This is a genomic window from Mucilaginibacter jinjuensis, assembly GCF_028596025.1.
GTDB lineage: Bacteria > Bacteroidota > Bacteroidia > Sphingobacteriales > Sphingobacteriaceae > Mucilaginibacter > Mucilaginibacter jinjuensis.
In genome coordinates, this window is sequence record NZ_CP117167.1 from 859,751 (window position 1) to 882,068 (window position 22,318).

Consider the following 22,318-nt stretch of genomic DNA (forward strand, 5'->3'; position numbering starts at 1 on the left):
CGACAACTGACAACTGATAACCGACAACAGAATTACAGCATCCCGCCATCAACTGCCAATACCTGGCCGGTGATGTAGGTAGCCATGTCTGACGCAAGGAATACGCAGGCATCTGCAACTTCTGCACTTTCGCCGCCACGTTTAAGTGGGATGCCGGCTGTCCAGCCTTCAACCACTTTAGGGTCTAAAACGTCGGTCATTTCAGTGCGGATAAAGCCCGGAGCTACCACGTTGGTACGGATATTACGTGAGCCAAGCTCTTTAGCGATAGATTTTGAGAAACCGATGATACCAGCCTTAGAAGCCGCATAATTGGCCTGACCAGCGTTACCCTGCACACCAACCACAGAGCTGATGTTGATGAACACGCCTGCACGGTTTTTCATCATAATTTTAGAAGCAGCTTTGGTTACGTTGAAGATCGATTTCAGGTTTACGTTCATCACGTCGTCCCAGTTCTCTTCGGTCATGCGCATTAACAGGCCGTCTTTGGTAATACCGGCGTTGTTTACAACAATATTAAGGGTGCCAAATTCGGCAACAATATCAGAGATCAGTTTCTCTGCTTCGTCAAATTTCGAAGCATCAGAGCGGTAACCTTTTACTTTGGTACCGTAGGCTTGTAGTTCTTTTTCTAAAGCCTCGCCTTTTTCAACAGACGATAAGTAGGTGAATGCCACATTGGCGCCATGCTCGGCAAATTTCTGAGCAATCATGCGGCCAATACCTTTTGAAGCGCCGGTAACCAATGCGGTTTTTCCTTCTAACAGTTTCATAATTTAAAAAAATGATTTCGGGCGGTGAAGATAAGAATTTAAGCGCGAAGTGCGAAAAGCTCGAAAAGTAGCAGTGGCAGGGACTCAATTAGCGGATTTGTTGATTCGGTAATTTGTCAATGAGGGAGGCAATTAGCCAATTTGTTGATTCGATAATTTGTCAATGATTTGCCTGGCATTGACAAATCGACAAATTGGCTAATTGGAGTGGAACGTTCCACATGTTTAATGAATTTATAATATAAAACAAGAACACACTCCTATGAACGTGCTTGCAAATTAGTGCTTTCCCTCCCGAGAGTAGAAGCTGTAGTAAAATGCCTTCAGCACAATCACTAATAGAGGTGTGTCAGTTAAGCAGATCGTATTTTTATCCGAACAGGGTTTCTCGAAGATGGCCATGTGTTGTTAAGTACTTGGTGTGACATTAATATCTGTTTAGCACGACAACTGGTAAAATATGTATATTTATCAATCAACTTCGAGGCAACCAACCAGTACAAAAAAATACAAATGAACCTTTTTATCTCTCACTCATCAAGAAATGCAAATTATGGTAACGCTCTTGTGGAACTTCTGATAGGTATAGGAATAAGTGCAGATGATATTATATTCAGCAGCAATGATGCCTTCGGTATTCCTATTGGTCAGAATATATTTAATTGGTTACGGACTAAAATAAGCGAAAAGCCTTATGTATTATATTTACTATCACCAGAATATTATAAGAGTGTAGCCTGTTTAAACGAAATGGGAGCTGCCTGGATTATAGAGAGTAGTCACACTATGATATTCACGCCAAATTTTGATCTTAGGAGTTATGATTTCCAAAATGGGGCCCTTGATCCAAGAGAAATAGGTTTTTATATTAATAATGAAAACAAACTTCTTGCATTTATAGAGTCGCTCAAAACATCCTTTAGCATTACAAATAACTCTGTTTTAATAAATCAAAAGGTAAAGCAATTTATCTCAGTAATTAAGCCGTTTTTTCAAATTGAAACGTCTTTGAGTAAAAATGCTTCCGAGGTAAATGAAAAGCAGGTTTCAATTGCAAATATTGAAATGCAACCTATTATAAAAAAGGAAACAATTACAAATCGGATAATTAGTGTAAGTCCAAATAGGTCGCGATTTTATTCCGACTTGATTAACGATAAATTGAAAGATGAGGAACTGCTACTTGCAAAATACATAATTGATACAGATAAATTCAAATTAGGAACAGGTTGGCAGGAATCGAACGAAATTTCGAATATTAAGGCATGGGAAGACGTGCACGAACTAAGTAATGTATTGTCTAACAGTTATAACGGTACGATAAGAAGACTTGATATGAAGAAATTAACGGAAGTTTCGGCATTTACGAGCTTCGGAAATCCAAAGGAAATCTCTTTTGTGGATGAGTTTAAACATGAATTACTCGATCCATCTGATGAACTTAATGAAAAACTCAAGGAAGTAATAGAAAAACATAAAAGAAACGAATCGTTGGACTTTTGATAGCATAGTTGATTTGCATAAAAGTCTCAGTATTACTTAGAATACCGAGACTTCTATGTGCATGAAAAGCTCTCTTAACAGAACCCTGCTGACACTGTTTTTTACTGCACTTTCTCCACATTTCCCAACTTCCACTCTTTGGTAAAGAAAGTTTTATCGGGTCCATAAAAACGGGCCATCAGCTCAAAGGTGCCACCCGGATTGGTTGGGATCCAGTTGGGTTCTTTACCTTCAGGTGCTTTGGGGCCGAAATAAATATCTACCGAACCATCTGCGTTTTTTTGAAGACCGGGGCTTTGTGATGAGCGGTTAAAGCGGGTAAAGTTGCGGATAAAGGCATGCACTGCTGCATCGTACACTGTAATAGACCAGTATTGCCTAACAGGAACATTGGCAGGTACATGGAGGCGATAATTGTCGCTGCCATTCAAAATCTGGTTATCCTTGTCCTTAATAGCCATCAGGTACCACTGGCCTTCGCCCGCATGCTTTGCGCTGAAAAAAATAAAGGTATATAGCAGCCCGCGCATATCAGTTGGGTAACTGTTCGGATCGGCGAAGTTGGATTTAACGCCACGGCCAAATTCTTCCGTAACAGGGAATGCCCAGTTAGTTCCTTCATAAAAAGGTGTATCGAACAGACTATCAAAACGCTGTTTAAACCATATTTTCGCATCCCGGATGGCGTAGGTAAGAATTTCCTTCGTACGCGCATCGGGGTTAAAAGGCTTTCCTTTTTCAATGCCGATGTATTTCAACGGGTCTATCATGGCTTGATCTTTTGTGAGCCAGATATCATCTTGTACAGCACGGTTTAATGATTTATAGAAATCGAGATCGTAGGGGATCAATGAATTATACTCTTTGCCCGATGCGTCAACCCAGATTGTTTTTGACGAAGCATTAGCTTGCGAAAGTGGATATAACTGGATACGCTTCGCATAAGCAACAGCATTATCAATACCCTTTTTATCGCCGCTTTTAAGTACCACCCTAAGCAATGAATAACTTAAATAAGTATCCGAATACATGGGGATGTATCCCGCAGGTATCGGTTCTTTATATCCGGGAGGGAGGATCAGGTATTTGCCGCCTTTGCCTTTATCCAGCCCTGCAGGGCCAACATCATCCATCGCCATTTGCCAGCGGTCCATAATACTGCCCACAACGGTACCGGTATCGGCAGGTGGTATTTCCAGAACCATTGGGCCCACTTTTTCGGTATTTACAAATGGCATCACATAAATCACATCGGGGTTTGGTGTAATGGTTTGGTTCATCCAGTCGAGCAATCCCGGCCAAATTGTAATCTGGTTATAATTGCCCCCGGCTTTCTTCGTAGCCTCAACCATGAGGTCGAAATTTACGGCCGACATACCCCAGTTAGCAGCTTCAATAGCCCGGCTGTAAATCATTTGTTCTTTCATATTAGCCGGTTTAAATGCCGTGCCAGATGAATCTGAAACGATAGTAGCTGTACTATTTGTTGCCTGCTGATTACTTTGTGTGCAGGCAACCGGTAGCATCCCCATAATGACGAGAGCCGATAATAAACTGAAGGTAAGTTTTTTCATAATTAATGAGTTTTAGGCTTGGTTTAGTTTCGGAAAACACCGTGTACAAAATTAAAACCCAACGAAGATTTGCCGGGATTAAGTCTGCCCAACTTGGTTGCATATTGAAAACTGCAACTGCAAATCCGTGCTAATGTGCACGCCTCATTTCCCGTGCGTTTAATTTTGGAATGACCAACTCTATTAACACATCATGAAAAAATTACTGATTCTTCTTATTCCGGTTTCATTGCTTGCGGCATGTGGGCAAAAACAAAGCACCGACACTAAAACAACTGATAGTACAACTACCATTACGGACAGCGTGCAGATTACCAAAACTGTAAAAAACGTATTGCCTGGCCCGGTGCCTAATACCGTAATGACAGACGAATATGTTAGGCATATAGGCGCAATTGCTTATCTGTGGGGATGGCCAATGACCAATCTGCATAACCGAAAGGCACTTTTTGAAAAACTGCCGGAGCCTGGTTATGTGGGAGGCATTGTGCCCGCAGCGCCATCAAACCAGATCTGTATGTTAACAGACTATGTTGCGCCCGAAGAACGGGCAGTGGCTTGCCCAAACCAGGATGTAGTTTATGGTTTTGGCCTTACCGATTTTACAAAGGATGCAGTTATAATACAAGTGCCCGATTTTGGGGATAGATTTTGGGTTTATCAGATGTGTGACCAACGTACTGATGGTTATGCGTCGCTTGGCAAAATGTACGGGAGTAAGCCCGGATTTTATTTATTAACCGGGCCACACTGGAAAGGTAAAGTACCGGATGGTATTGTAAAAGTATTTAAATGCAGTACAGATTTAGGGGTTGTAGCCCCGCGCGCCTTTCAGAGTGATGATCCTGCTGATAAGGCTGCGATACAACCCGTAATTAAACAGGTGTTGATGTACCCTTTAAGCCAGTTTGATGGCAAAATGAAAACAAAAGACTGGAGCAAAGCCCCTAAATTTCCGGCAGACGCAAGTGCGACTGGCGAGACAGAAACTAAATGGGTAAAGCCGGACGTGTTTTTTGATGAACTGCCCGCTATATTGAAAGAAGTGCCACTAAGGCCTGGAGAAGAGGCGTTGTATGGACAAATACAAGCTATACTGACTGCAGCAAAGAAAAACCCACACATTATGGCTGTGATGAAACAAGCTGCGGCAGAGGCGGATAAAAACATGATCGACCCGTTGTTTCAATTTGTGAATGTGGGGTACCCGGTTAAATATAACTGGACTACCCAGCGAAATGGCGCACAATTTGGTACAGATTATTTAACAAGATCAGCCTGCGCCAAAGCAAATATATTTGTAAACAAACCCGTTGAAACCAAATATTTTTACCAGGATCTTGATTCTGCAGGTACAAGATTAAGCGGAAACAGCAAATACACGGTAACCTTTGCCAAGGGCGAAACCCCACCTGTTAAAGGTTTTTGGTCGCTTACCTTATACAATCAACACCACTTTTTTTCACCTAACCAGTTAAAGCGTTATTCGCTCGGCACAAAAAATAAAAACCTGCAATACAATGCCGATGGTTCGCTCACTATTTATGTGCAGAGCACACCACCCGATGCTTCTAAACTAAGCAACTGGCTGCCTGCGCCTAAAGAAATTTTCTCATTATATGTAAGATGTTACTGGCCAGAAGAAAGCGCCCTTAATGATAGCTGGACACCACCTGCGGTTGTAAAAGTGAAATAGAAATATGTTTTCTTAATCCACGCAGTGCCTCTCACAAAGTTTCTGCGTGGATAATTAAATTTATCTTGACAAGATTATCGATATGGGGTCTGAAAAAAATAAATTCATGCATCATAGTAAGGTATTGTCTTTTGTCTCCAGGTCTTTTGTCCAAAATCCTTCGTCCAAAAATCCTTTGTTTTTCTGTCCATCTCCCCGGCAAGTGTACAATTGTCCATGCGTTGGCTACCTTTATCCATGTTGCAGCGTTGGCAGGCTTTGCACCTTTGTAATGTCAATAACGACAAACAAAAACGATAAAAAAATGCAACGCTTAACCGCCCTTAACCCAGAAACCACAACCGGAAAATCAAAAGATTTATTTAACGCCATTCAAGGCAAACTGGGTATGGTACCCAATATGATGCGCACTTTAGGTAATTCGCCTGCAGCGCTTAACGGCTATTTAGCTTTTAACGGCGCACTGGCCGAAAGTTCAATCGGCGGTAAATTGGGCGAACTGATTGCTCTTACTGTAGCCAATGCCAACAGCTGTGAATACTGTAACGCTGCACATAGCTTCATCGGCCAAAAACTGGTACATATTGATGCTGATACTATTGCCGCTGCCCGTGAAGGTAAATCGGCAGATGCTAAAATTGAAGCAGCCCTAAATTTCGCCCGTACTATTGTTGAAAAACGCGGCCGTGTTAATGATGCCGATGTAAACGCCCTGAAAGATGCCGGATACAACGAAGGCGCCATTGCCGAAATTATAGCCCACGTTGGCCTTAACCTGCTGACCAACTATTTTAACAATGCCGCAAAAATTACAGTAGATTTTCCTGAAGCCGAGCTGGTTGAATCAGCCGCTATTTAATAATGACTTTAGCCCGCAGAATGGATAAATATCTTTTGCCATATTTATCCATTCTTCTTTAAATTCGGTTTTTTTTAGCACCACATCCTTTTGACTGCCCAAACTGCACATACGCTCATTAATCCCAACAGCAAGGCCCTGGCTTTCCAGATCTATGCTTTTGATGACGACTCTTACTTTGAGGCGCTGAAGAATTATAATTACTATTCTATAATCCTGGTTACCAAAGGCAAGGGTAAGTTGTGGGTCGATTTTTCGGAATATGACTTCACTGAGAAAGGCCTGATGTGCTTTGCCATTTACCAACCTTTTATGATTAAGGCCGACGGTGAGTTTGAAGGTTTGCTCATTAATTTCCACCCCGATTTTTTCTGTATCCATAGGCATCAGCAGGAGGTATCGTGTAATGGGGTACTATTTAATAATATTTACGAATCACCTTTAGTGCAGTTGGCGGAGCCTGAAGCGCAGACCCTACTCAACATCGTGTCTGAGCTGAAAGCCGAAATGCATAACCCCGAACTGGCGCAGTATGAGTTGATGGTGTCATATCTTAAAATATTCCTCATCAATGCATCGCGTATTAAGGTAAACCAAAACCAGTTGCCCAAAGCATTTAAAACAGAAAAGGAGCCCTTTATCCTTAAAACTTTACAGGATGCTATTGAAGAGCATTACAAAACCAAACACAGCCCCGGCGAATATGCCGATCTGCTGAATATTTCGGCCCGTGCGCTTAACCGCATAAGTAAAATGCACTTTAACCGTACGCTCACCAACCTTATTGCCGAGCGTATTATTATTGAGGCCAAGCGCGAACTTTATCTTACTTCAAAACCTGTAAAAGTGATAGCCTACGAACTGGGCTTTAACGACGAATTTTATTTCAGCCGTTTCTTTAAAAGCAATGCCGATGTATCGCCCCAGATGTATCGCGATACGGTAGGCTATGCACGCGCAGAAGGCATTGGCGGGCGCGATTTTGAGAAGAATTAGTGACGTGTTTTTGTCAGTGCAGAAAGAATGCAATACTTTATGCTTCTAATAATTTCAAAACTTCTTTAGCATAAGCTTTGCCGATAGGAATAATAGCTTTGCCTATTTCAATCTCTGTTGCAGTGTAAGCGCTGATATGATTTAAAGAAACTATATAAGAGCGGTGTACTCTTAAAAATTGGCTGGCAGAAAGCTTTTCTTCAAAAGAGGTTAAAGTGCGATAGGTGATAATCGAACGATCGGGCATATATATCTTCACATAATCCTTCAAGCCTTCGATGTATAAAATATCTTTTAACGCAAGCCTTACCATTTTTTTGTCTGACTTGACATAAATAAATGCGAGCTCGTTGTCTTTATTTTGAATAGAGTTGTTTTCTGTCAATTGAGAACCCGTTTTGGATTGAACCTTCTCTACCGCTTTGATGAACCGTTCGAACGACACCGGTTTCAATAAATAATCTACCACATTTAGTTCATACCCTTGCAGTGCAAATTCACGAAATGCGGTGGTTAATATCACAGCAGGCGGATTTTTCAGCGTGCGTAGCAGATCGATGCCGGTTAGATGGGGCATGGCAATATCAAGAAAAAGCAAATCCACGGGCTGTTTTTCTAAGGCATTATAAACCTCTACACCGTTTGAGCACATACCCACCAGGTTTAAGCTATCCAGCTGTTTAACATAGCTTTCAATAATACCTCTGGCTATTTCCTCATCATCCGCTATCAGGCAATTTATTTTTTTCATAAATAAAGTTTAAGGGTTACTTCAAATACCTCAGTTTGGGGTGATACTTGAAGGTCATATTTGCCGGGATAAGTTAATTCTAATCTTCGTTTAACATTATTAAGCCCCAGGCCACCCCGGCTGATTTGCGAGTTGATGGGGCAACTGTTCTCGACATTTAAAAAGAGCCGGTTTTGTACAACGTTAATATTGATAGTAATCCACCCGCTGTTATTACTGATACCATGTTTAAATGCGTTTTCTACAAATGGTAGCAATATTAATGGCGCAATTAATTTACCGGTAATTTCGCCAGAAAATTGAAAGGAAAGTTCCAACCGGTCGGCAAACCGCATCTGCTCTACATTGATGTAATTTTCGAGGTGGCTGATCTCGTCTGTCAAAAGCACCTTCTCGGCACTGGCTTCGTAAAGCAGGTAATGCATCAGATCAGAAAGCCGGAGAGCAAATTTTGCAGCCTTTTCTGATTTTTTCAGGATCAGTCCATAGAGCGTATTCAGTGTATTAAAAAAGAAATGAGGGTTAATCTGTGTTTTTAATAAGGCCATTTCGGCTGCAAACTTTTCCTTTTGCAAATCGCGGAGATTTTTTTCACGCTCGTAAGCATTACGCATTAGCTGGATCACCATCGTTACGGCAATGAGCGGGCAGGTTTCTAACGATAACCTTAATATTCTGACCGGGATCCAGAAGTTCTTGTTTTCCAGACCGTACCGTACAGGGTTATGCAGTTTTTCCCAGGGCACTATAAAGGTGTGCGTTAAAAATCTGGCTAAAATACCGCCGATCAGTAATATCAGCACCAGTGAAATGGCATATCGCACATACTCTTGCCTGTAATAAAACAAGGGCATTAAAACGTAGAGGTTAAGGTAAGTAAGCAAAATATTAACGGGCAAAGTTGCCGTAAACAATGCCTGGCCCGGCTGAAAGGTAAGCGCATCCGTATTTTCCCAGCCGTATATAATAGCCTGGTAAAAGATATAAGCCAACCAAAACAACAGATGTGGAACAACCGCTTTATATTTTGCCTGCCATTTGATCTTCATTATTCAAAATTGAACATTCTTTTAATAATCAGGTGCTTTTTTCGACGAACGTCCGTTTTCCCGCCGTCAATTAACGATAGATGTTGTTTTTTCCAATTGTCGTACTAAACAGTCTTTCCACGGTAACCAAACGTTTGTTGATCTAAAAATCTAAAAACTGAAATAACCACCGCCTTTATTTGCACAAAAAATCAGAATTAATTATTTGAATATGAAAATCAGATCCGTTTTAAAGTTAAGCAGAGTAGCTGTTTATTTGTTGGTACTGTGCCCGGGGATAGTGCATGCAGCACAAAAAGATTCATCAAACTATGTGGCTATATTGGCAAAAAGCCAACCCTATCACCGTGGCGAATCCCAAAGTTTCCCGGCATTTACTTACCAATCTCCCGATGATCCTCATCTAACCGAGCTTCGTAAAAACTATCACCTGGATTCTATTGCCGGTAAAGGCAGCGAAGTAACTCGTGTTCTCCGTTTGTTGCAATGGTTTCATGATGAGGTACCGCATGATGATGTTAAGCCCCTGGATGTGCTGACGGCCAAAAATATCATTGAAACTTATCGCAGTACAAAATATGCTGCGGGGTGTTACCCGCTTTCTATTGCCATGAACGAGATATTTCTGTCGATGGGTATTAAATCGCGCAGCGTTATCTGCTTCTCGGCGAAGTATCCAACGCCTGAAGGCGGCCATGTTATTAATTCGGTATATATTGATTCTTTACATAAATGGATTTATGTAGACCCGCAAGACAATGCCTATGTAAAAGACGAAAAAGGCAACTTTTTAAGCATTACAGAAGTAAGGGAACGGCTTATTGATGGCCGCCCACTGGTATTAAACGCAACAGCAAATTATCATCATGTACCGGATAAAAAAGAGGTCTACCTTTACCAGTTTATGGCCCAGCATTTATACCGCATGATATGCCCTGTAAACAGTGCCTGGGATTCGCAGACCAGGGAAGAAGGCAAAACCCTTGAATACGTTGAATTGTTACCTTACGGTGCCCAGGAACCTGGAATAGATGGCTTTGAAACGCACAAACACCGCAACTATCTGGTGATAAACTATCATACTAATGATGATCTCTTGTTTTGGCAGAAACCATAATTGTGTTATGAAAGATCGGTTTTAAGTTGAAAAATGATATATTGAGGCTAATTCGAATTAATAGAATTGATCACTTTATATCTTAACTCTATGAAAGCAATTAAATTATTAGCAGTACTATTTTGTATTACAGTTTCGCTAAGCGCATTTTCACAGACTAAAACGGGGCAGGTTTATTTGATCCGCGTTACCGGATATACTGGTTCGGCAGTTAATTACAGGTTTTACCTGGATGATAAACTGATCTGTAAACTGGGAAATAAAAGCTTTTCTATACACGATATTAGCGTTGGCGACCATACCATTAGTGTGGTAAGCGGTGGTATTTCAAACGGTAAAAAATCGACCCCGTTAAAATTTACAGTGGCCGAAGGCAAGGCAAACTATATTAGTGTGGTAAGTACCGAAGCCGGTTACGTAGATAAAATTACTTGCCAGGAGATTACACAAAGTTCGGCTGAACCGTTGCTGGCAAAAGCCAAGCAAGCTAAAGATTGCCAGGTTACAGAGAAATAAAACTCAAGTTATTCGCAAAAAGTAAAAGCCATCGGGTTGCCCGGTGGCTTTTACTTTTTAAAAGCTATATGATTTTCTTAACTCCTGGAATCAACACAATCAATCTGCCTATTAAAAAGCTGCATAGCACGGCTAAAGGGGTTACCACTAATAATTTTACCGCTGGATCAACAGCCCAGCTCCGTACAATTAACGACAAGGAAATGATGGCTAAGGGATGAAATATATAAACCGCAAAAGCAGAGCGTGACAGTTTAGCAAGAAATGGCGTCGACTTATTCCACAGTCTTTTTCCGCGGGTGAGTAAGGCGGTTATGATGGAGATGCCGATGCACTGTTCCCACACGGCATATAGCAGCGTTTGCCAGTGAAAGCCGCCCGAGAACCAGGAAATAGGCATGTTGAGCTTTGCCTTAATGATATAAAAAACCGGGAAAAACAGGAATAACAATATGGCGAACAAACCCATCTGTTTACCGGTGCGGGCAGGCAGCTCATTAAACCAATTGTTTTTGTAGGCAAGTAGCCCCACAATAAACAACCCGACGTATTGCGTAAAATGCCCCGGCTGAAAGCCCAGCGGCTTAAGTACCCATCCCACAGGAAATACAATCCTTACCAGGAAACTGATTAGGCCTAGTGTTAACGCAAATAAAATAATACGGCCTGTGGTAGGTACGGGCAAGTTTGTATGCGCTGTGGCCTTTTGCGTAATGCTTCGCCATATTATATAAACAAACGTAAACAGGAGTAATGCGGCAACAAACCAAAGTACGCCAAAATCTACCCAGTCGTCAAACCCGCCCAGGTATTGCAGGTAGGGTGTATGGTGGCCTTCGGCAAAATAATAAACGAGGTAAATTAAGAACGGAGAAAAGATAAGGGAATAAAAGAGTAAAGGTACCCCAAGCCGTAACAAGCGATCTGATAAAAAGCGTGCTGCGCCTTTCCTGTCGTACGAGGATTGGGTGAAGTAAGCCGCCAGCAGAAAGAAAAAGCCCATAAAGAAAGACTGGTTAATGCTTACAACCATAGTCATGGGGATGAGCGCTCCCATGTTAGTCGTTTTTTCTAAATAATACCAGCCGCCTGGGGCACCGTAAGCGACGAAAACATGGTGCAGTACTACCAGTGCGGTTAAAATTATCCGGATATTATCAATGTAGAATAGCTTCTGAGGCTGTGCCGGTGCTGATGTTTCAGTTGGGTTTGACATGGGTTTAATTGCTATCATGTTTCAAACCTACAGCATCTTTAAACACCATTGCAGCCACTTGTTACCGGCAACTAAACTTTGTGACGAGCAACAAGCCGGGCAATATTATGCTACGCGAAGCTGCTGGTAAAGCCCGTTAAAGCTGTTGAGTTGAGCCCTCGAAACCGGGACTTTATCGGCAGTGCCATTGAAGGATAACAGGTACCCCTGCGAGTTGCCGGTCACCTTTTCTATCTGTGCCATATTAACCAGGTAGGCCCGGTGGCACCGGAAGAAGAATGGATGAGCTGCAATCTGAGATTCGAATTGTTTGAGCGAAATTCTTTTGAGCTCTGTTGTTACGCTGCTATTACTGCAAAGCGTGAGTTCCACATAATTGCCTTCTGCTTTGGCGAAAAGCAGTTGGGTAGCAATAAAACTAAAATCGTCTTGCTTAACCTGGGTCTTGATGAAGATCTCGGTGATGGCTTCGGCTGTGTTTTCGGTATCACGGGAGATTGGGAAAAGGAGAGCCTGGGCAGAATTGCTTTTCGACCGGAAATAGAAATTGGCAAATGTGAGCAGTATATAAACCAGGCACCCTACCAGATAGCAGTTCCTTATTTCTTCCCAGAAATAGCGTAACGACCAGTTGTAAGGGTTGTCGTAAATAAAATCGCGCATCAAGAAGCTGGCGATCCCTACTAATAGTAAAATAACGGCAATGTGGGCGTACTCCTGAAACATAGTCCATGATGACGTTTCGGATGCAGCATTTCTTTTCCTGGAATAATTAAGTGCGCTAAAATAGATGTAGAAAATTAATGTAGGCGATAGTGCATGCAGGCCGCAAATAATTAAGTAGTTAAACTTTTGCTCGGGCCTGTACACGCCGAATGGTTCGAATAGTAGCAGAAAAAAGAATGCAATACTAAACAGCACTACCGAGGCCTTAACGAGGTTGCCGGGTTTATACCGTAAAGGGTACTCAACCTGTTCAAATAGCTGCTGCCGGTTAATGTAAGCCATAGTTTAACACAATCCTTTATCAGCATAAAATTACTATTTAGTTTTGTTTGTTTTTGGCTTTGCTTCATCATCCGGTTCATTATTATCAACCGGGTGTATATAAACATCCTGCTGCGGAAAGGGGATTGCAATATCGTTCTGTTTAAATGCCACATCAATTGCCTTAATCAATTCACTTTTTACAGTAGAGCCTTCTTTATAATCACGTACCCAGAAAATAGCCTTCAGGTCGATAGAGCTGCTGTTGAAGTTGAGGAACAGTACCACTGGCTTAGGATGATGGTGGATCCGTTCATGAGCATCCATCAAATCGTAGAGTATTTGCTGTGGTTTTTGTAAATCGGTACCATAGGCAACGCCAATTACAATATCCATTTGCCTTTTACTGCCGGCCAAAGTCCAGTTTACTAAATGGGCATTGAGCAAATCGCCATTAGGGATCACCACATCCGGGCCATCCCATTTGGAAATAATACTACTGCGGAAACCTATTGATTTAATGGTGCCGCCCTGTCCGGCTATCTCCACAATATCGCCTACGTTTACCGGCTTTTCGAAAGCTATAATAAGCCCGCTCACCAGGTTGTTTACCAGTGTTTGCAAGCCGAAGCCCACACCCACACCCAGTGCACCTATGATAAGTGTTATCCGTTCGATAGGGAAACCCGCCGCAGCAAGCGCCAAAAACAAACCCGTGCTGATAATAAATACGCGTATTAATAACAGCCAGCTACCCACACCGGCTTTCCGCTGCCCATCGCCCGTTACCAGGCCTGTGTTTTGTTCTGATACGAAGTAGGAAACAATGCGCGAGGCCAGAATCGACACTGATAAAATAACGAAAAACACCAGCAGGTTATTGATGGTGAAGGTATAGCTGCCAACCGTGCGCTCATCAAAAAAGAGTTGCTTTAACGGATCTGATATAAATTTGAACACATAGAAATTGCGCCCGAATAAAATGAACCAGCCCAAAATAAGTGCGGCGTAAAATAGGGCGGGTACCCTTTCGCCAACCCGGTTAAAGTTGATGTAAAACAGCTTACGGTCTTGCTGGGTGTAGATGGTTGATGCAATATAGAGGCCTTCATTAATAAGCCTGATAGTCCACAAGAACAAAATGCCGATAATAACACTTAAATACCCACTGGTTAACAGGCTTTTGGCAAGATTATATCGGCCATAAATATTAGCGATAACAGACAGTATTTCGAGTACTAACACCAGTGCAATAAAATAGAGGATCAATTTTTCGCGCAATTCTTTTTTCCTGCCTGCTATTAATACAAACAGGGCAAATAGCGCACCGATTATCGCCAGGGCAAGCATACCCCATCTTTCGGTGCGGGTTGCCTGTAAAATGATATTATCGCCGCAGCTTAGTATAAAAAATGCCAGGAAGGTAAGCCAAACCACCATCCAAAACCTCAATATAAAGCGGTTGAAAATGAAGGTGAGGCATACGGATGATATAAGCCAGAACAAGCAATTAAAGGCAAACGGAGGGCTTGGGAAAATAAACTGACCAAGATTAAGCACAATAACAACAGCTGATAAAAACGGGTAATGCAGCACCAACTCACCTGCGAGCGATTTATTTTCACTGTCCTCGTGATTAATAATCTGCTTTAGCGACCGCAGAAAGAATGTAGAAATGGCGATGCAAATAAAGATCAGGAAAATACGGGCTGCGTTATCTTCGGCATAGAACAGTAAAATGAGATTGGTTTTAATTACCGAGAAGTGAATGATTTGATCGAACGGGCGGGTGTATCCCACATCGGCACCTAAATCTGGAAACTCACGCTCAAATGTTTTTGAGGCGAGGGTTTTTTGGTAATCCTCAATTTCTGCCAGGTTATTGTTAAGCCGGTTGGATACCAGGTTAAGCTTTTCCTGTAGCTTGTGTACGTTATTGGTAGCGTATTTTAAAACAGTATCAGTAGGGGCAATATCCTTAACCACCAACCTGAGTTTATGCAGATAATTGCCTATTTGTACAGAATCCTGCGGGAAATGGTATACGGCTGGGTCGGCCTGTATAGAGTCTGTTTTAAGCCTGAAATTGATCAGGTTTCTTTCGTATGCATCTATTTCCTTTTTACGGGCATCAACCTGGCTTAGTAGTTCTGTTAATATTTTTGATGAAGTTGTAAGGTTACGATAGGTTTGTGCAGTACCCTTGTGGGTAAAAATGCCATCGCCAACAAAATCGGCCACTGATTTAATATGTTCGAGTTCCTGGTCAATGGCTGCCGAATCAATACCGGTTTTAATGAAAATTTTCACCTTTTGAGTGAGCTTTTTCATGTCCTCCATCAACTGCTGCTGCTTTATTTCTTCCTTTTCGCGCCGGTAATCGGCCATGCTTTTTTTGGCTTCCTCCTCCTGGATTTTGTTGATCCGCGAAACATAATCATTCGGCACAGAATCGGTAGGCTGTAAAGCGTTTTTTTGCTGTGCAGCGGCAGTGAACCCTACAAATGTGATAAGTAGAGCAATCAGATACTTTGTGAAACTTACAGAAACCAACTTCATATCTTTTTTATGACGTAAACAGCTGGCTGGGGACGCGCCGGCTCTATATAATCGGGTTACGATAGTAAAATAGAAAAAAATATTGAAATGTGGTTTTTTGAAAGAATTGGAATTATGAAGTTTTGGTTTCTGCAATAGGCAAAAATCCTTTTTCGCCTAAAACTTTTATAATGCCTCTTAATAAATAATTGTTATCAAATCTTATCACATATTTTCTTGCATTTTCAGCACCAGCAGGTATCAGCATCTTCTTGTCAATTAATTTTTTAATCTGACGAGAGATTTCGGATTGTGATTTATCCGGAAAAATGTGTTTTATATCCGACGCTTGTATAATTTGTTCTGTAATCGCAACTTTTAATATTTTGCCCTCAATTTCAGTAATGATTCTTCGTTCAGCAGAAAAATCAATCATTGGAAAAAGAATCTCTTGTTTTAAATAATTATAATCTAATAATTTATCAATCTTTTCGATCTCAATTTTTAAACCATTTAAAACATATTCACACCACTGAAGTATGCCAGCTTCTTCGTTAGTATCAGCAGCGCTTAAATGTTCATAATACTCTTCTCTATCACTGCAAAATATAGCAGTAGGATTTAAAATTCTATTTCCAATATTAACGTTGAAGCCAAGTTTTACTAACATCGCATAAGTGAATAATCTCACAGTTCTGCCATTTCCATTTCCAAAAGGGTGTATCCATACAAATCTATGATGAGCTATTGCTACTTTTAGAAGATCATATTTAGGGCTTTGATCTGTATTGATAAAATTTATTAATTCATTCATGTAATTTTCAACAAGCATCCATGAAGGTGGTTTGTGGGTAGATTTGGTAATGCTTAAATCGTGCTTTCGATAATCTCCCGGAGTTTTGTCTCCTTCTCCATTTGGTGGTGGGGTTAAATCTTCTACAATAAGTTTATGAACTTCGCTAATAAAGGCTCTATTAATCGAATTGTCTTTTATGTTCTCATCAATAAATATCATTGCTTTTTCGATATTCTGAATTTCCCTTATTTGCTCAGATACATCATTGTTCCCTTCTATCTTAATTTCAATGTATTCAGCAATTGTTGTATTATTTCCTTCAATTCTGGCAGATCCTATGCTTTCTAAAAGATGAAAGATGTGTTTTAGTTGAAAGAAGATTTGGGGATGAGTTGTGCCGCTCAATCTGCGTTCTCTTAATTTCTCTAAATCAATTACGAGGTCAGTAACAGGGGAATCAAACGTTGGCTTTATTATATTTAGATCTGAATGGCGAAAAGTTGATGTCATTATTTTCTGTTTTAATAAAATTATTTCAACTTGTTAAAATTAACAATTCATAATTTTTTTTATAATTACTTGTTTATTAGGTATTTGTTTGTAAGTTATTTTGAATAACAATTGCAATGTTACGCAAAAATATTTGCGCATTCATCAAAAATTAATTTACAAAATTGATTTCTTCCCCCATCAAATCGTTACAAAATCTAATTCTTTAATTTCGTTGCTTTTTAGTTAATTTGCTCTTTCGAGCCCTTTGCTATGGGGCTCTGCAGCAGTGTAACTAATTATATCCCTAATAAATGAACTATAAACATCTGATTTTTACTACCGGTTTAGCCCTGGCCTCGATTGGTGTGTTTGCGCAGGATAACCTGGTTAATTCTTTAAAAAATAACCAAACTGCTACAAGTAAAGAGAAATTTAAATTTACTGAAGTTATTAATATCGAAAATACTTCGATTAAAAACCAGGGATCATCTGGTACCTGCTGGAGTTACTCAACCACTTCATTCCTGGAGTCTGAAATGATTAAGGCCGGTAAAAAGCCGGTTAACCTGTCTGAGTTATATACCGCCCGTTGTGCTTATGTAGAAAAAGGTATTAACTATGTGCGCATGCACGGCTCGCTTTCATTAGGTGATGGCGGCGAACTGCACGACGTAATTAACATGTACCGCAAATATGGCGCAGTGCCTTACGAGCAATACACCGGCTTAAATTACGGTACTAACATTAACAAACTAGGCGAAATGGGCGCTATGACAGAAGGTTTATTAAAAGCCGTAGTGCAAAACCCTAACGGTAAGCTTTCGCCAAACTGGCTTGCTGCTTATACCTCAACACTGGATAGCTATTTAGGTAAAGTGCCAGAGAGCTTTGAGTACAACGGTAAAAAATACACCCCGCAAACTTTTGCACAGCAGGTAGTAGGTTTAAACCCGGATGATTACGTTGAGTTTTCATCATTCACAGATCATCCTTATTACAAAAAGTTTACGCTGCTGGTTCCTGATAACTGGTCGTACGACCAGGTTTATAACCTGCAACTGGATGATGTTACCACCGTAATTGATAACGCACTGAAAAACGGTTACACCGTAGCCTGGGCTACAGATGTAAGTGAGAAAAGCTTTAGCTGGGTAAATGGCGTGGCTTATGTACCCGAGGTGCCTTACGAGGTAATGACCGCAGAGCAGAAAAAAGAAATGTTTGACGGCCCTAAACCGGAAATGACCATTACACCAGAAGTTCGCCAAAAAGCATTTGATGATTACAGTACCACCGATGACCACGGTATGCACATTGTAGGTTTAGCTAAAGACCAAAACGGCAAAGAGTACTACATCGTTAAAAACTCATGGGGCGTAACTAACGATTACAAAGGATACCTGTATGTCACTAAAGCATTTGTACGTTACAAAACCACCGCTTTGTTGCTAAACAAAAAAGCTTTACCTGCAGATATTATTAAGAAGACAGGGATATAACATTGACCTGATATATGAAAGCCCGGCAGAGAATCTGCCGGGCTTTTTTGTTACTTCACGTCATGTCGAACTTGTTTCGGCACCCCATAGGACAGGTCTAAAATCATGCATCCGCCTACTTAGCATGTGGGGTGCTGAAACAAGTTCAGCATGACGATGGGGGAATTACTTTTTCAGCAACACATTCACACACAACTGCTGCCTTATAGTAAAGCCCATGCTTTTATAAACCTCAATAGCACGGGTGTTATCGGTGCGCACATGTAAAAACGGGGTTTTGCCCAACGCTACAATTTGCTTAATGGTATGTAATATCAGGGCGCGGGCATAGCCCTTACCTAAGTGGTCAGGGTGGGTGCAAACGGCGCTTACTTCCATGTAATCACCAACATGCAGGCGCTGGCCGGCCATGGCAACTAATTGTCCATCATTAAAAATACCAAAGTAATCACCGAACTCAATGGTGCGCTCTTCGAACGGACCGGGGTTGGTGAGTTTAGTAAGGCTCAGCATTTGCGGTACATCGGCAACGGTTAGGGGTACAATTTCGTTATGGCTATTATCGGAGACCGCAACCTGATCGCCCATCATCTGATACACTGCCGATTGATGAACAACTTCCCACGGCGAAAGGCTGTCCGATTGTTGGGCCGTGATGAAAACTACTACGCGCCCATTTGGAAGCAGGTCATATAAAGCAGTTATTAACGTTGGATTAAAATCGCGTGTGCCGGCAAAAGGTGAAACTTCTTTAGGGAAATATTTTACATCATCTGTGCCGCTGGCAAAATGTTTATTGCCGCTTAGCAGAGCGTTATATAAAGGATTATCGAGTACGTGGTTCATCACCACAAATAAACAAATTATAAGTATGGCGATTAAGGACTGATTTAATCTTGACGGTTAAATGATGGCAGTTGCCTCGGCTGTATTTTGATACATATCAATAAATGCTTTAACTGCCCGTGATTGCGGGATGTTTTTGCGGTACACCAGCATTACATTCATAATTCCCAGTTCTTTGGTAATAGTAAAGGTGTTGAGCTTACGGCCGGCGTAGTATTCACTGATTATTTCGGCAGGTAAAATGCTGATGCCTTGCCCTGCTTCTACAAAATTGATAATACCTTCTATCGAGTTCAATATCGTGCGTTTATACTGCGTAATCCCTTTTGATCCCAGCCACGATTCGAGCCTTGCCCTGAATACACAACCCTGATCAAACACCACAATTTTTACCGGGTCGTGCTTTAGCACATCGGTCAGTTTAGGTGTTTGGGCCGAAGTTAAGATCACCAGTTGCTCTTCTTTAACATGTATCGATTCCAGTTCGGGGTTAACAACCGGTGCAGATATAAAGGCAGCATCCAGTTTATAATTCAATACATCATTAAGCAATTCGTGGCGCATGGCCGATTTAAACTCCAGTTCAATATCGGGGTAAAGCTCTCCAAATCGGTTTAAAATATGAGGCACCCTCAACGCCATGGTGGTATCAATGCAACCAATTTTAACGTGGCCCACAACCTGGTCGGCATTTTTAATTTCTTTCTTGGCTTCATCAATCAGGTGGCTTACCTGCTTGCAGTACTGCATTAAGGTTTCGCCGGCCGAGGTTAGCGTTACTTTGCGCGAGGTACGGGTAAACAGCTCGGCACCAAATTCTTCTTCCAGGTTTTTAATGCGCGCCGTTACGTTTGATTGTACGGTGAACATCGCCTCTGCCGCTTTGGTGAAACTTCCATTTGCTGCTACAGCTTCAAATATTTTAAAATCGTTGGTATTCATAAATCACTAAAAATGATTTATTGTATCTTTATTAATCATTTTTTATAATCAAATATCAACATTAATTTTGATCTGTACAAATAGAATAAATGAAAACGATAAAACAATTAAGATTAAGCATGGTGGTAGCTATTGGGTTAATTACCAGTATGTCGCATGCGCAATCACATCAATCATTACAATCAAAAACTCAAATCATGGAAACCAATCAAGTTCACTATCGTAACCTTAAGGTAAACGGGTTAAATGTGTTTTACAGGGAAGCCGGGCCTAAAGATGCGCCCACAGTTTTATTACTGCACGGCTATCCAACATCGTCGCACATGTTTAGAAATTTGATCCCTATTTTAAGTAAACAGTATCATGTAATAGCTCCCGACCTGCCGGGGTACGGTTATACCGATGCCCCCGATCATACACAATTTCAATATACATTTGATAACCTGGCGCACACTATGCAAGGCTTTATTGATGAGCTTGGCTTGAAACGTTTTGCCATCTATGTTTTCGATTATGGAGCACCTACCGGTTATCGTTTGGCTTTGGCTAATCCCGAAAAAATTACCGGCATCATCTCTCAAAATGGTAATGCTTATGAAGAAGGCCTGAGCGATGCCTGGAGTGGGATGCAGAAATATTGGAAAGATCAATCAAAAGAAAACAGGGATGCTTTGAGGGAATTTGTGTTGGAGCACATGACTAAGTTTCAATACTTCCACGGTGTGGCAGATACCTCGCTGATTGCCCCCGAAAGTTATACCATGGATCAACACTTTTTAGACCGCCCGGGTAATGTGGAAATCCAATTAGACCTAATGCTGGATTACAGAACCAATGTGGCTTTGTATCCTAAATTCCAGGCTTATTTCCGCGATCGCAAGCCGCCGATACTGGCTGTTTGGGGCAATAAAGATCCATTCTTTTTACCTGCCGGTGCCGAAGGCTACAAAAAAGATGATCCAAATGCAACCGTTAAATTTTATGATACCGGCCACTTCGCTTTAGAAACCCATGTGAATGAAATTGGGCAGGATATATTGAGTTTTTTGGCGAAACTGCCGAGATAAGGGAAAAGAGAATCAAGAATCGAGAGTCAGGAAACGGGACCACCATTGTTCTCTCGAAATATTCAACTTCGAATTTATTAAAAACGCTTGTCATTTCGACGATAGGAGAAATCTTCTGCGGCAGATAAGCAGACTGTAGAAGATCTCTCCTATCGTCGAGATGACAAAGTATAAATGTATTTCAATGACGGTTGAGGGGTAAGTAAGTTGTTTCTTGACTCTCTCTTAAACCGCTCCCTTCAACAAGCCACCCTCTGCACGGATAGCCGCGCCATTAGTTGCTGATGCTAATGGGCTCGATAAATATACTACCATATTAGCTACTTCATCAGTACTTAAAAAACGTTGGATGAGTGATGTTGGGCGCACGGTTTTAAAGAAATCATCCTCAACCTGTTTTTTGGTTTTCTGCTGATCTTTGGCAAGATTGTCTATAAAACCACCAACACCTTCGGATAGGGTAGGGCCGGGCAGTACCGAATTTACGGTTACATTGGTGCCTTTGGTCAGTTCGGCCAGGCCGCGGGCAATGGCTATCTGGGCAGTTTTGGTCATGCCGTAATGGATCATTTCTTCGGGGATCTGGACGGCCGATTCGCTCGAGATAAAAATAATTCTGCCCCAGTTTTTTTTCAGCATTTTATCGAAATAGGCACGCGATAAACGGATGCCGCTTAGCACGTTGATCTCGTAAAACCTTAGCCAGTCTTCATCAGGTATATCACTAAAAGCCTTGGGCTCAAATATGGCTACATTATTAATTAAAATATCAACCTCGGGCACCTGAGCAATCAGGCTGGCTATTTCTTTGGGTTTGCTGAAATCGGCCACTACACCGGTAACTGCTGTGTTGCCGGTTTCTTCAATAATTTGTTTAACGGCGGCATCAACACGCTGGCTGGTGCGGCCGTTAATTATTACAGTAGCGCCTTCGGCAGCAAACTGTTTGGCAGTGGCAAAGCCTATGCCTGCAGTAGAACCGCTTATAAGGACAGTTTTATTTTTCAATTGTAAATCCATAGTAATAATGTTTTGATTGATACTAAACTAAACCATCGGGCTAATTATAGTTTGGAGAATAATAAAACATGTAATTGA

General features: G+C 41.4%; 19 protein-coding genes. 8 read left to right on the forward strand and 11 right to left on the reverse strand.

Annotated elements, in window-relative coordinates:
* Positions 1–32 precede the first annotated feature (32 nt).
* The gene (gene fabG / locus PQO05_RS03975; protein WP_273631359.1) at positions 33–776 is read right to left on the reverse strand and encodes a 3-oxoacyl-[acyl-carrier-protein] reductase; all 744 of its coding nucleotides are present in this window, start codon (positions 774–776) and stop codon (positions 33–35) included.
* A 513-nt stretch (positions 777–1,289) separates the two neighbouring features.
* Here fabG and PQO05_RS03980 point away from each other — a divergent pair.
* A complete protein-coding gene (locus PQO05_RS03980) occupies positions 1,290–2,279 on the forward strand; it encodes a toll/interleukin-1 receptor domain-containing protein (RefSeq protein WP_273631360.1) in 990 nt (329 codons plus the stop codon).
* A 101-nt stretch (positions 2,280–2,380) separates the two neighbouring features.
* Here PQO05_RS03980 and PQO05_RS03985 read toward each other — a convergent pair whose 3' ends face one another.
* Positions 2,381–3,853 carry a DUF1254 domain-containing protein gene (locus tag PQO05_RS03985; protein WP_273631361.1) on the reverse strand — a complete coding sequence of 491 codons (1,473 nt, stop codon included), beginning with the start codon at positions 3,851–3,853 and terminating at the stop codon, positions 2,381–2,383.
* 193 nt (positions 3,854–4,046) lie between these two features.
* Here PQO05_RS03985 and PQO05_RS03990 point away from each other — a divergent pair, with 193 nt between their 5' ends.
* The 3 genes from PQO05_RS03990 to PQO05_RS04000 all read left to right on the forward strand — a co-directional run bounded on the left by PQO05_RS03990 (position 4,047) and on the right by PQO05_RS04000 (position 7,404).
* Positions 4,047–5,549 carry a DUF1254 domain-containing protein gene (locus PQO05_RS03990; RefSeq protein WP_273631362.1) on the forward strand — a complete coding sequence of 501 codons (1,503 nt, stop codon included), beginning with the start codon at positions 4,047–4,049 and terminating at the stop codon, positions 5,547–5,549.
* A gap of 304 nt (positions 5,550–5,853) precedes the next feature.
* On the forward strand, positions 5,854–6,408 hold the full coding sequence (locus PQO05_RS03995; protein WP_273631363.1) for a carboxymuconolactone decarboxylase family protein: 555 nt from the start codon (positions 5,854–5,856) through the stop codon (positions 6,406–6,408).
* A 90-nt stretch (positions 6,409–6,498) separates the two neighbouring features.
* Complete coding sequence (locus PQO05_RS04000; protein WP_273631364.1) at positions 6,499–7,404, forward strand: helix-turn-helix domain-containing protein; 906 nt, start codon at positions 6,499–6,501, stop codon at positions 7,402–7,404.
* Between the two features lie 37 nt (positions 7,405–7,441).
* Here PQO05_RS04000 and PQO05_RS04005 read toward each other — a convergent pair whose 3' ends face one another.
* Positions 7,442–8,155: a LytR/AlgR family response regulator transcription factor gene (locus PQO05_RS04005; RefSeq protein ID WP_273631365.1), complete on the reverse strand. Its 714-nt coding sequence runs from the start codon at positions 8,153–8,155 to the stop codon at positions 7,442–7,444.
* Positions 8,152–9,204: a sensor histidine kinase gene (locus tag PQO05_RS04010; RefSeq protein WP_273631366.1), complete on the reverse strand. Its 1,053-nt coding sequence runs from the start codon at positions 9,202–9,204 to the stop codon at positions 8,152–8,154. The genes PQO05_RS04005 and PQO05_RS04010 overlap by 4 nt, the downstream gene beginning before the upstream one ends.
* Positions 9,205–9,415: 211 nt before the next feature.
* Between PQO05_RS04010 and PQO05_RS04015 the strand changes: the two genes are divergently transcribed.
* A complete protein-coding gene (locus PQO05_RS04015; RefSeq protein WP_273631367.1) occupies positions 9,416–10,321 on the forward strand; it encodes a transglutaminase domain-containing protein in 906 nt (301 codons plus the stop codon).
* Positions 10,322–10,411: 90 nt separating this feature from the next.
* Positions 10,412–10,837, forward strand: a complete 426-nt coding sequence (locus tag PQO05_RS04020) for a hypothetical protein (RefSeq protein WP_273631368.1) — start codon at positions 10,412–10,414, stop codon at positions 10,835–10,837.
* A gap of 64 nt (positions 10,838–10,901) precedes the next feature.
* On the opposite strand, the gene PQO05_RS04025 is transcribed toward PQO05_RS04020, so the two are convergent.
* The 4 genes from PQO05_RS04025 to PQO05_RS04040 form a co-directional block, all read right to left on the reverse strand.
* Positions 10,902–12,053: an acyltransferase family protein gene (locus PQO05_RS04025; protein ID WP_273631369.1), complete on the reverse strand. Its 1,152-nt coding sequence runs from the start codon at positions 12,051–12,053 to the stop codon at positions 10,902–10,904.
* 105 nt (positions 12,054–12,158) lie between these two features.
* The gene (locus tag PQO05_RS04030; RefSeq protein WP_273631370.1) at positions 12,159–13,061 is read right to left on the reverse strand and encodes a LytR/AlgR family response regulator transcription factor; all 903 of its coding nucleotides are present in this window, start codon (positions 13,059–13,061) and stop codon (positions 12,159–12,161) included.
* A 33-nt stretch (positions 13,062–13,094) separates the two neighbouring features.
* A complete protein-coding gene (locus PQO05_RS04035) occupies positions 13,095–15,599 on the reverse strand; it encodes a mechanosensitive ion channel domain-containing protein (RefSeq protein WP_273631371.1) in 2,505 nt (834 codons plus the stop codon).
* A 112-nt stretch (positions 15,600–15,711) separates the two neighbouring features.
* Complete coding sequence (locus PQO05_RS04040) at positions 15,712–16,884, reverse strand: Fic family protein (RefSeq protein WP_273631372.1); 1,173 nt, start codon at positions 16,882–16,884, stop codon at positions 15,712–15,714.
* Between the two features lie 293 nt (positions 16,885–17,177).
* On the opposite strand from PQO05_RS04040, the gene PQO05_RS04045 reads away from it, so the two are divergent.
* Complete coding sequence (locus PQO05_RS04045; protein WP_273631373.1) at positions 17,178–18,365, forward strand: C1 family peptidase; 1,188 nt, start codon at positions 17,178–17,180, stop codon at positions 18,363–18,365.
* 165 nt (positions 18,366–18,530) lie between these two features.
* Here PQO05_RS04045 and PQO05_RS04050 read toward each other — a convergent pair whose 3' ends face one another.
* Both PQO05_RS04050 and PQO05_RS04055 read right to left on the reverse strand, forming a co-directional pair.
* The gene (locus PQO05_RS04050) at positions 18,531–19,211 is read right to left on the reverse strand and encodes a GNAT family N-acetyltransferase (RefSeq protein ID WP_273631374.1); all 681 of its coding nucleotides are present in this window, start codon (positions 19,209–19,211) and stop codon (positions 18,531–18,533) included.
* A 57-nt stretch (positions 19,212–19,268) separates the two neighbouring features.
* The gene (locus tag PQO05_RS04055; RefSeq protein ID WP_273631375.1) at positions 19,269–20,153 is read right to left on the reverse strand and encodes a LysR family transcriptional regulator; all 885 of its coding nucleotides are present in this window, start codon (positions 20,151–20,153) and stop codon (positions 19,269–19,271) included.
* 89 nt (positions 20,154–20,242) lie between these two features.
* Here PQO05_RS04055 and PQO05_RS04060 point away from each other — a divergent pair, with 89 nt between their 5' ends.
* Complete coding sequence (locus tag PQO05_RS04060; protein ID WP_273631376.1) at positions 20,243–21,220, forward strand: alpha/beta fold hydrolase; 978 nt, start codon at positions 20,243–20,245, stop codon at positions 21,218–21,220.
* A 225-nt stretch (positions 21,221–21,445) separates the two neighbouring features.
* Here PQO05_RS04060 and PQO05_RS04065 read toward each other — a convergent pair whose 3' ends face one another.
* Positions 21,446–22,240 (reverse strand): SDR family NAD(P)-dependent oxidoreductase, encoded by a 795-nt coding sequence (locus PQO05_RS04065; protein ID WP_273631377.1) that lies wholly within the window; start codon positions 22,238–22,240, stop codon positions 21,446–21,448.
* Between the last annotated feature and the right edge of the window lie 78 nt (positions 22,241–22,318).

What these genes read in the sequence shown, in the direction of transcription:
- fabG (WP_273631359.1), bottom strand. Translation starts at nt 776, where the DNA reads ATGAAACTGTTAGAAGGAAAAACCGCATTGGTTACCGGCGCTTCAAAA.
- PQO05_RS03980 (WP_273631360.1), top strand. Translation starts at nt 1,290, where the DNA reads ATGAACCTTTTTATCTCTCACTCATCAAGAAATGCAAATTATGGTAAC.
- PQO05_RS03985 (WP_273631361.1), bottom strand. Translation starts at nt 3,853, where the DNA reads ATGAAAAAACTTACCTTCAGTTTATTATCGGCTCTCGTCATTATGGGG.
- PQO05_RS03990 (WP_273631362.1), top strand. Translation starts at nt 4,047, where the DNA reads ATGAAAAAATTACTGATTCTTCTTATTCCGGTTTCATTGCTTGCGGCA.
- PQO05_RS03995 (WP_273631363.1), top strand. Translation starts at nt 5,854, where the DNA reads ATGCAACGCTTAACCGCCCTTAACCCAGAAACCACAACCGGAAAATCA.
- PQO05_RS04005 (WP_273631365.1), bottom strand. Translation starts at nt 8,155, where the DNA reads ATGAAAAAAATAAATTGCCTGATAGCGGATGATGAGGAAATAGCCAGA.
- PQO05_RS04010 (WP_273631366.1), bottom strand. Translation starts at nt 9,204, where the DNA reads ATGAAGATCAAATGGCAGGCAAAATATAAAGCGGTTGTTCCACATCTG.
- PQO05_RS04015 (WP_273631367.1), top strand. Translation starts at nt 9,416, where the DNA reads ATGAAAATCAGATCCGTTTTAAAGTTAAGCAGAGTAGCTGTTTATTTG.
- PQO05_RS04020 (WP_273631368.1), top strand. Translation starts at nt 10,412, where the DNA reads ATGAAAGCAATTAAATTATTAGCAGTACTATTTTGTATTACAGTTTCG.
- PQO05_RS04025 (WP_273631369.1), bottom strand. Translation starts at nt 12,053, where the DNA reads ATGTCAAACCCAACTGAAACATCAGCACCGGCACAGCCTCAGAAGCTA.
- PQO05_RS04030 (WP_273631370.1), bottom strand. Translation starts at nt 13,061, where the DNA reads ATGGCTTACATTAACCGGCAGCAGCTATTTGAACAGGTTGAGTACCCT.
- PQO05_RS04035 (WP_273631371.1), bottom strand. Translation starts at nt 15,599, where the DNA reads ATGAAGTTGGTTTCTGTAAGTTTCACAAAGTATCTGATTGCTCTACTT.
- PQO05_RS04040 (WP_273631372.1), bottom strand. Translation starts at nt 16,884, where the DNA reads ATGACATCAACTTTTCGCCATTCAGATCTAAATATAATAAAGCCAACG.
- PQO05_RS04045 (WP_273631373.1), top strand. Translation starts at nt 17,178, where the DNA reads ATGAACTATAAACATCTGATTTTTACTACCGGTTTAGCCCTGGCCTCG.
- PQO05_RS04050 (WP_273631374.1), bottom strand. Translation starts at nt 19,211, where the DNA reads ATGAACCACGTACTCGATAATCCTTTATATAACGCTCTGCTAAGCGGC.
- PQO05_RS04055 (WP_273631375.1), bottom strand. Translation starts at nt 20,153, where the DNA reads ATGAATACCAACGATTTTAAAATATTTGAAGCTGTAGCAGCAAATGGA.
- PQO05_RS04060 (WP_273631376.1), top strand. Translation starts at nt 20,243, where the DNA reads ATGAAAACGATAAAACAATTAAGATTAAGCATGGTGGTAGCTATTGGG.
- PQO05_RS04065 (WP_273631377.1), bottom strand. Translation starts at nt 22,240, where the DNA reads ATGGATTTACAATTGAAAAATAAAACTGTCCTTATAAGCGGTTCTACT.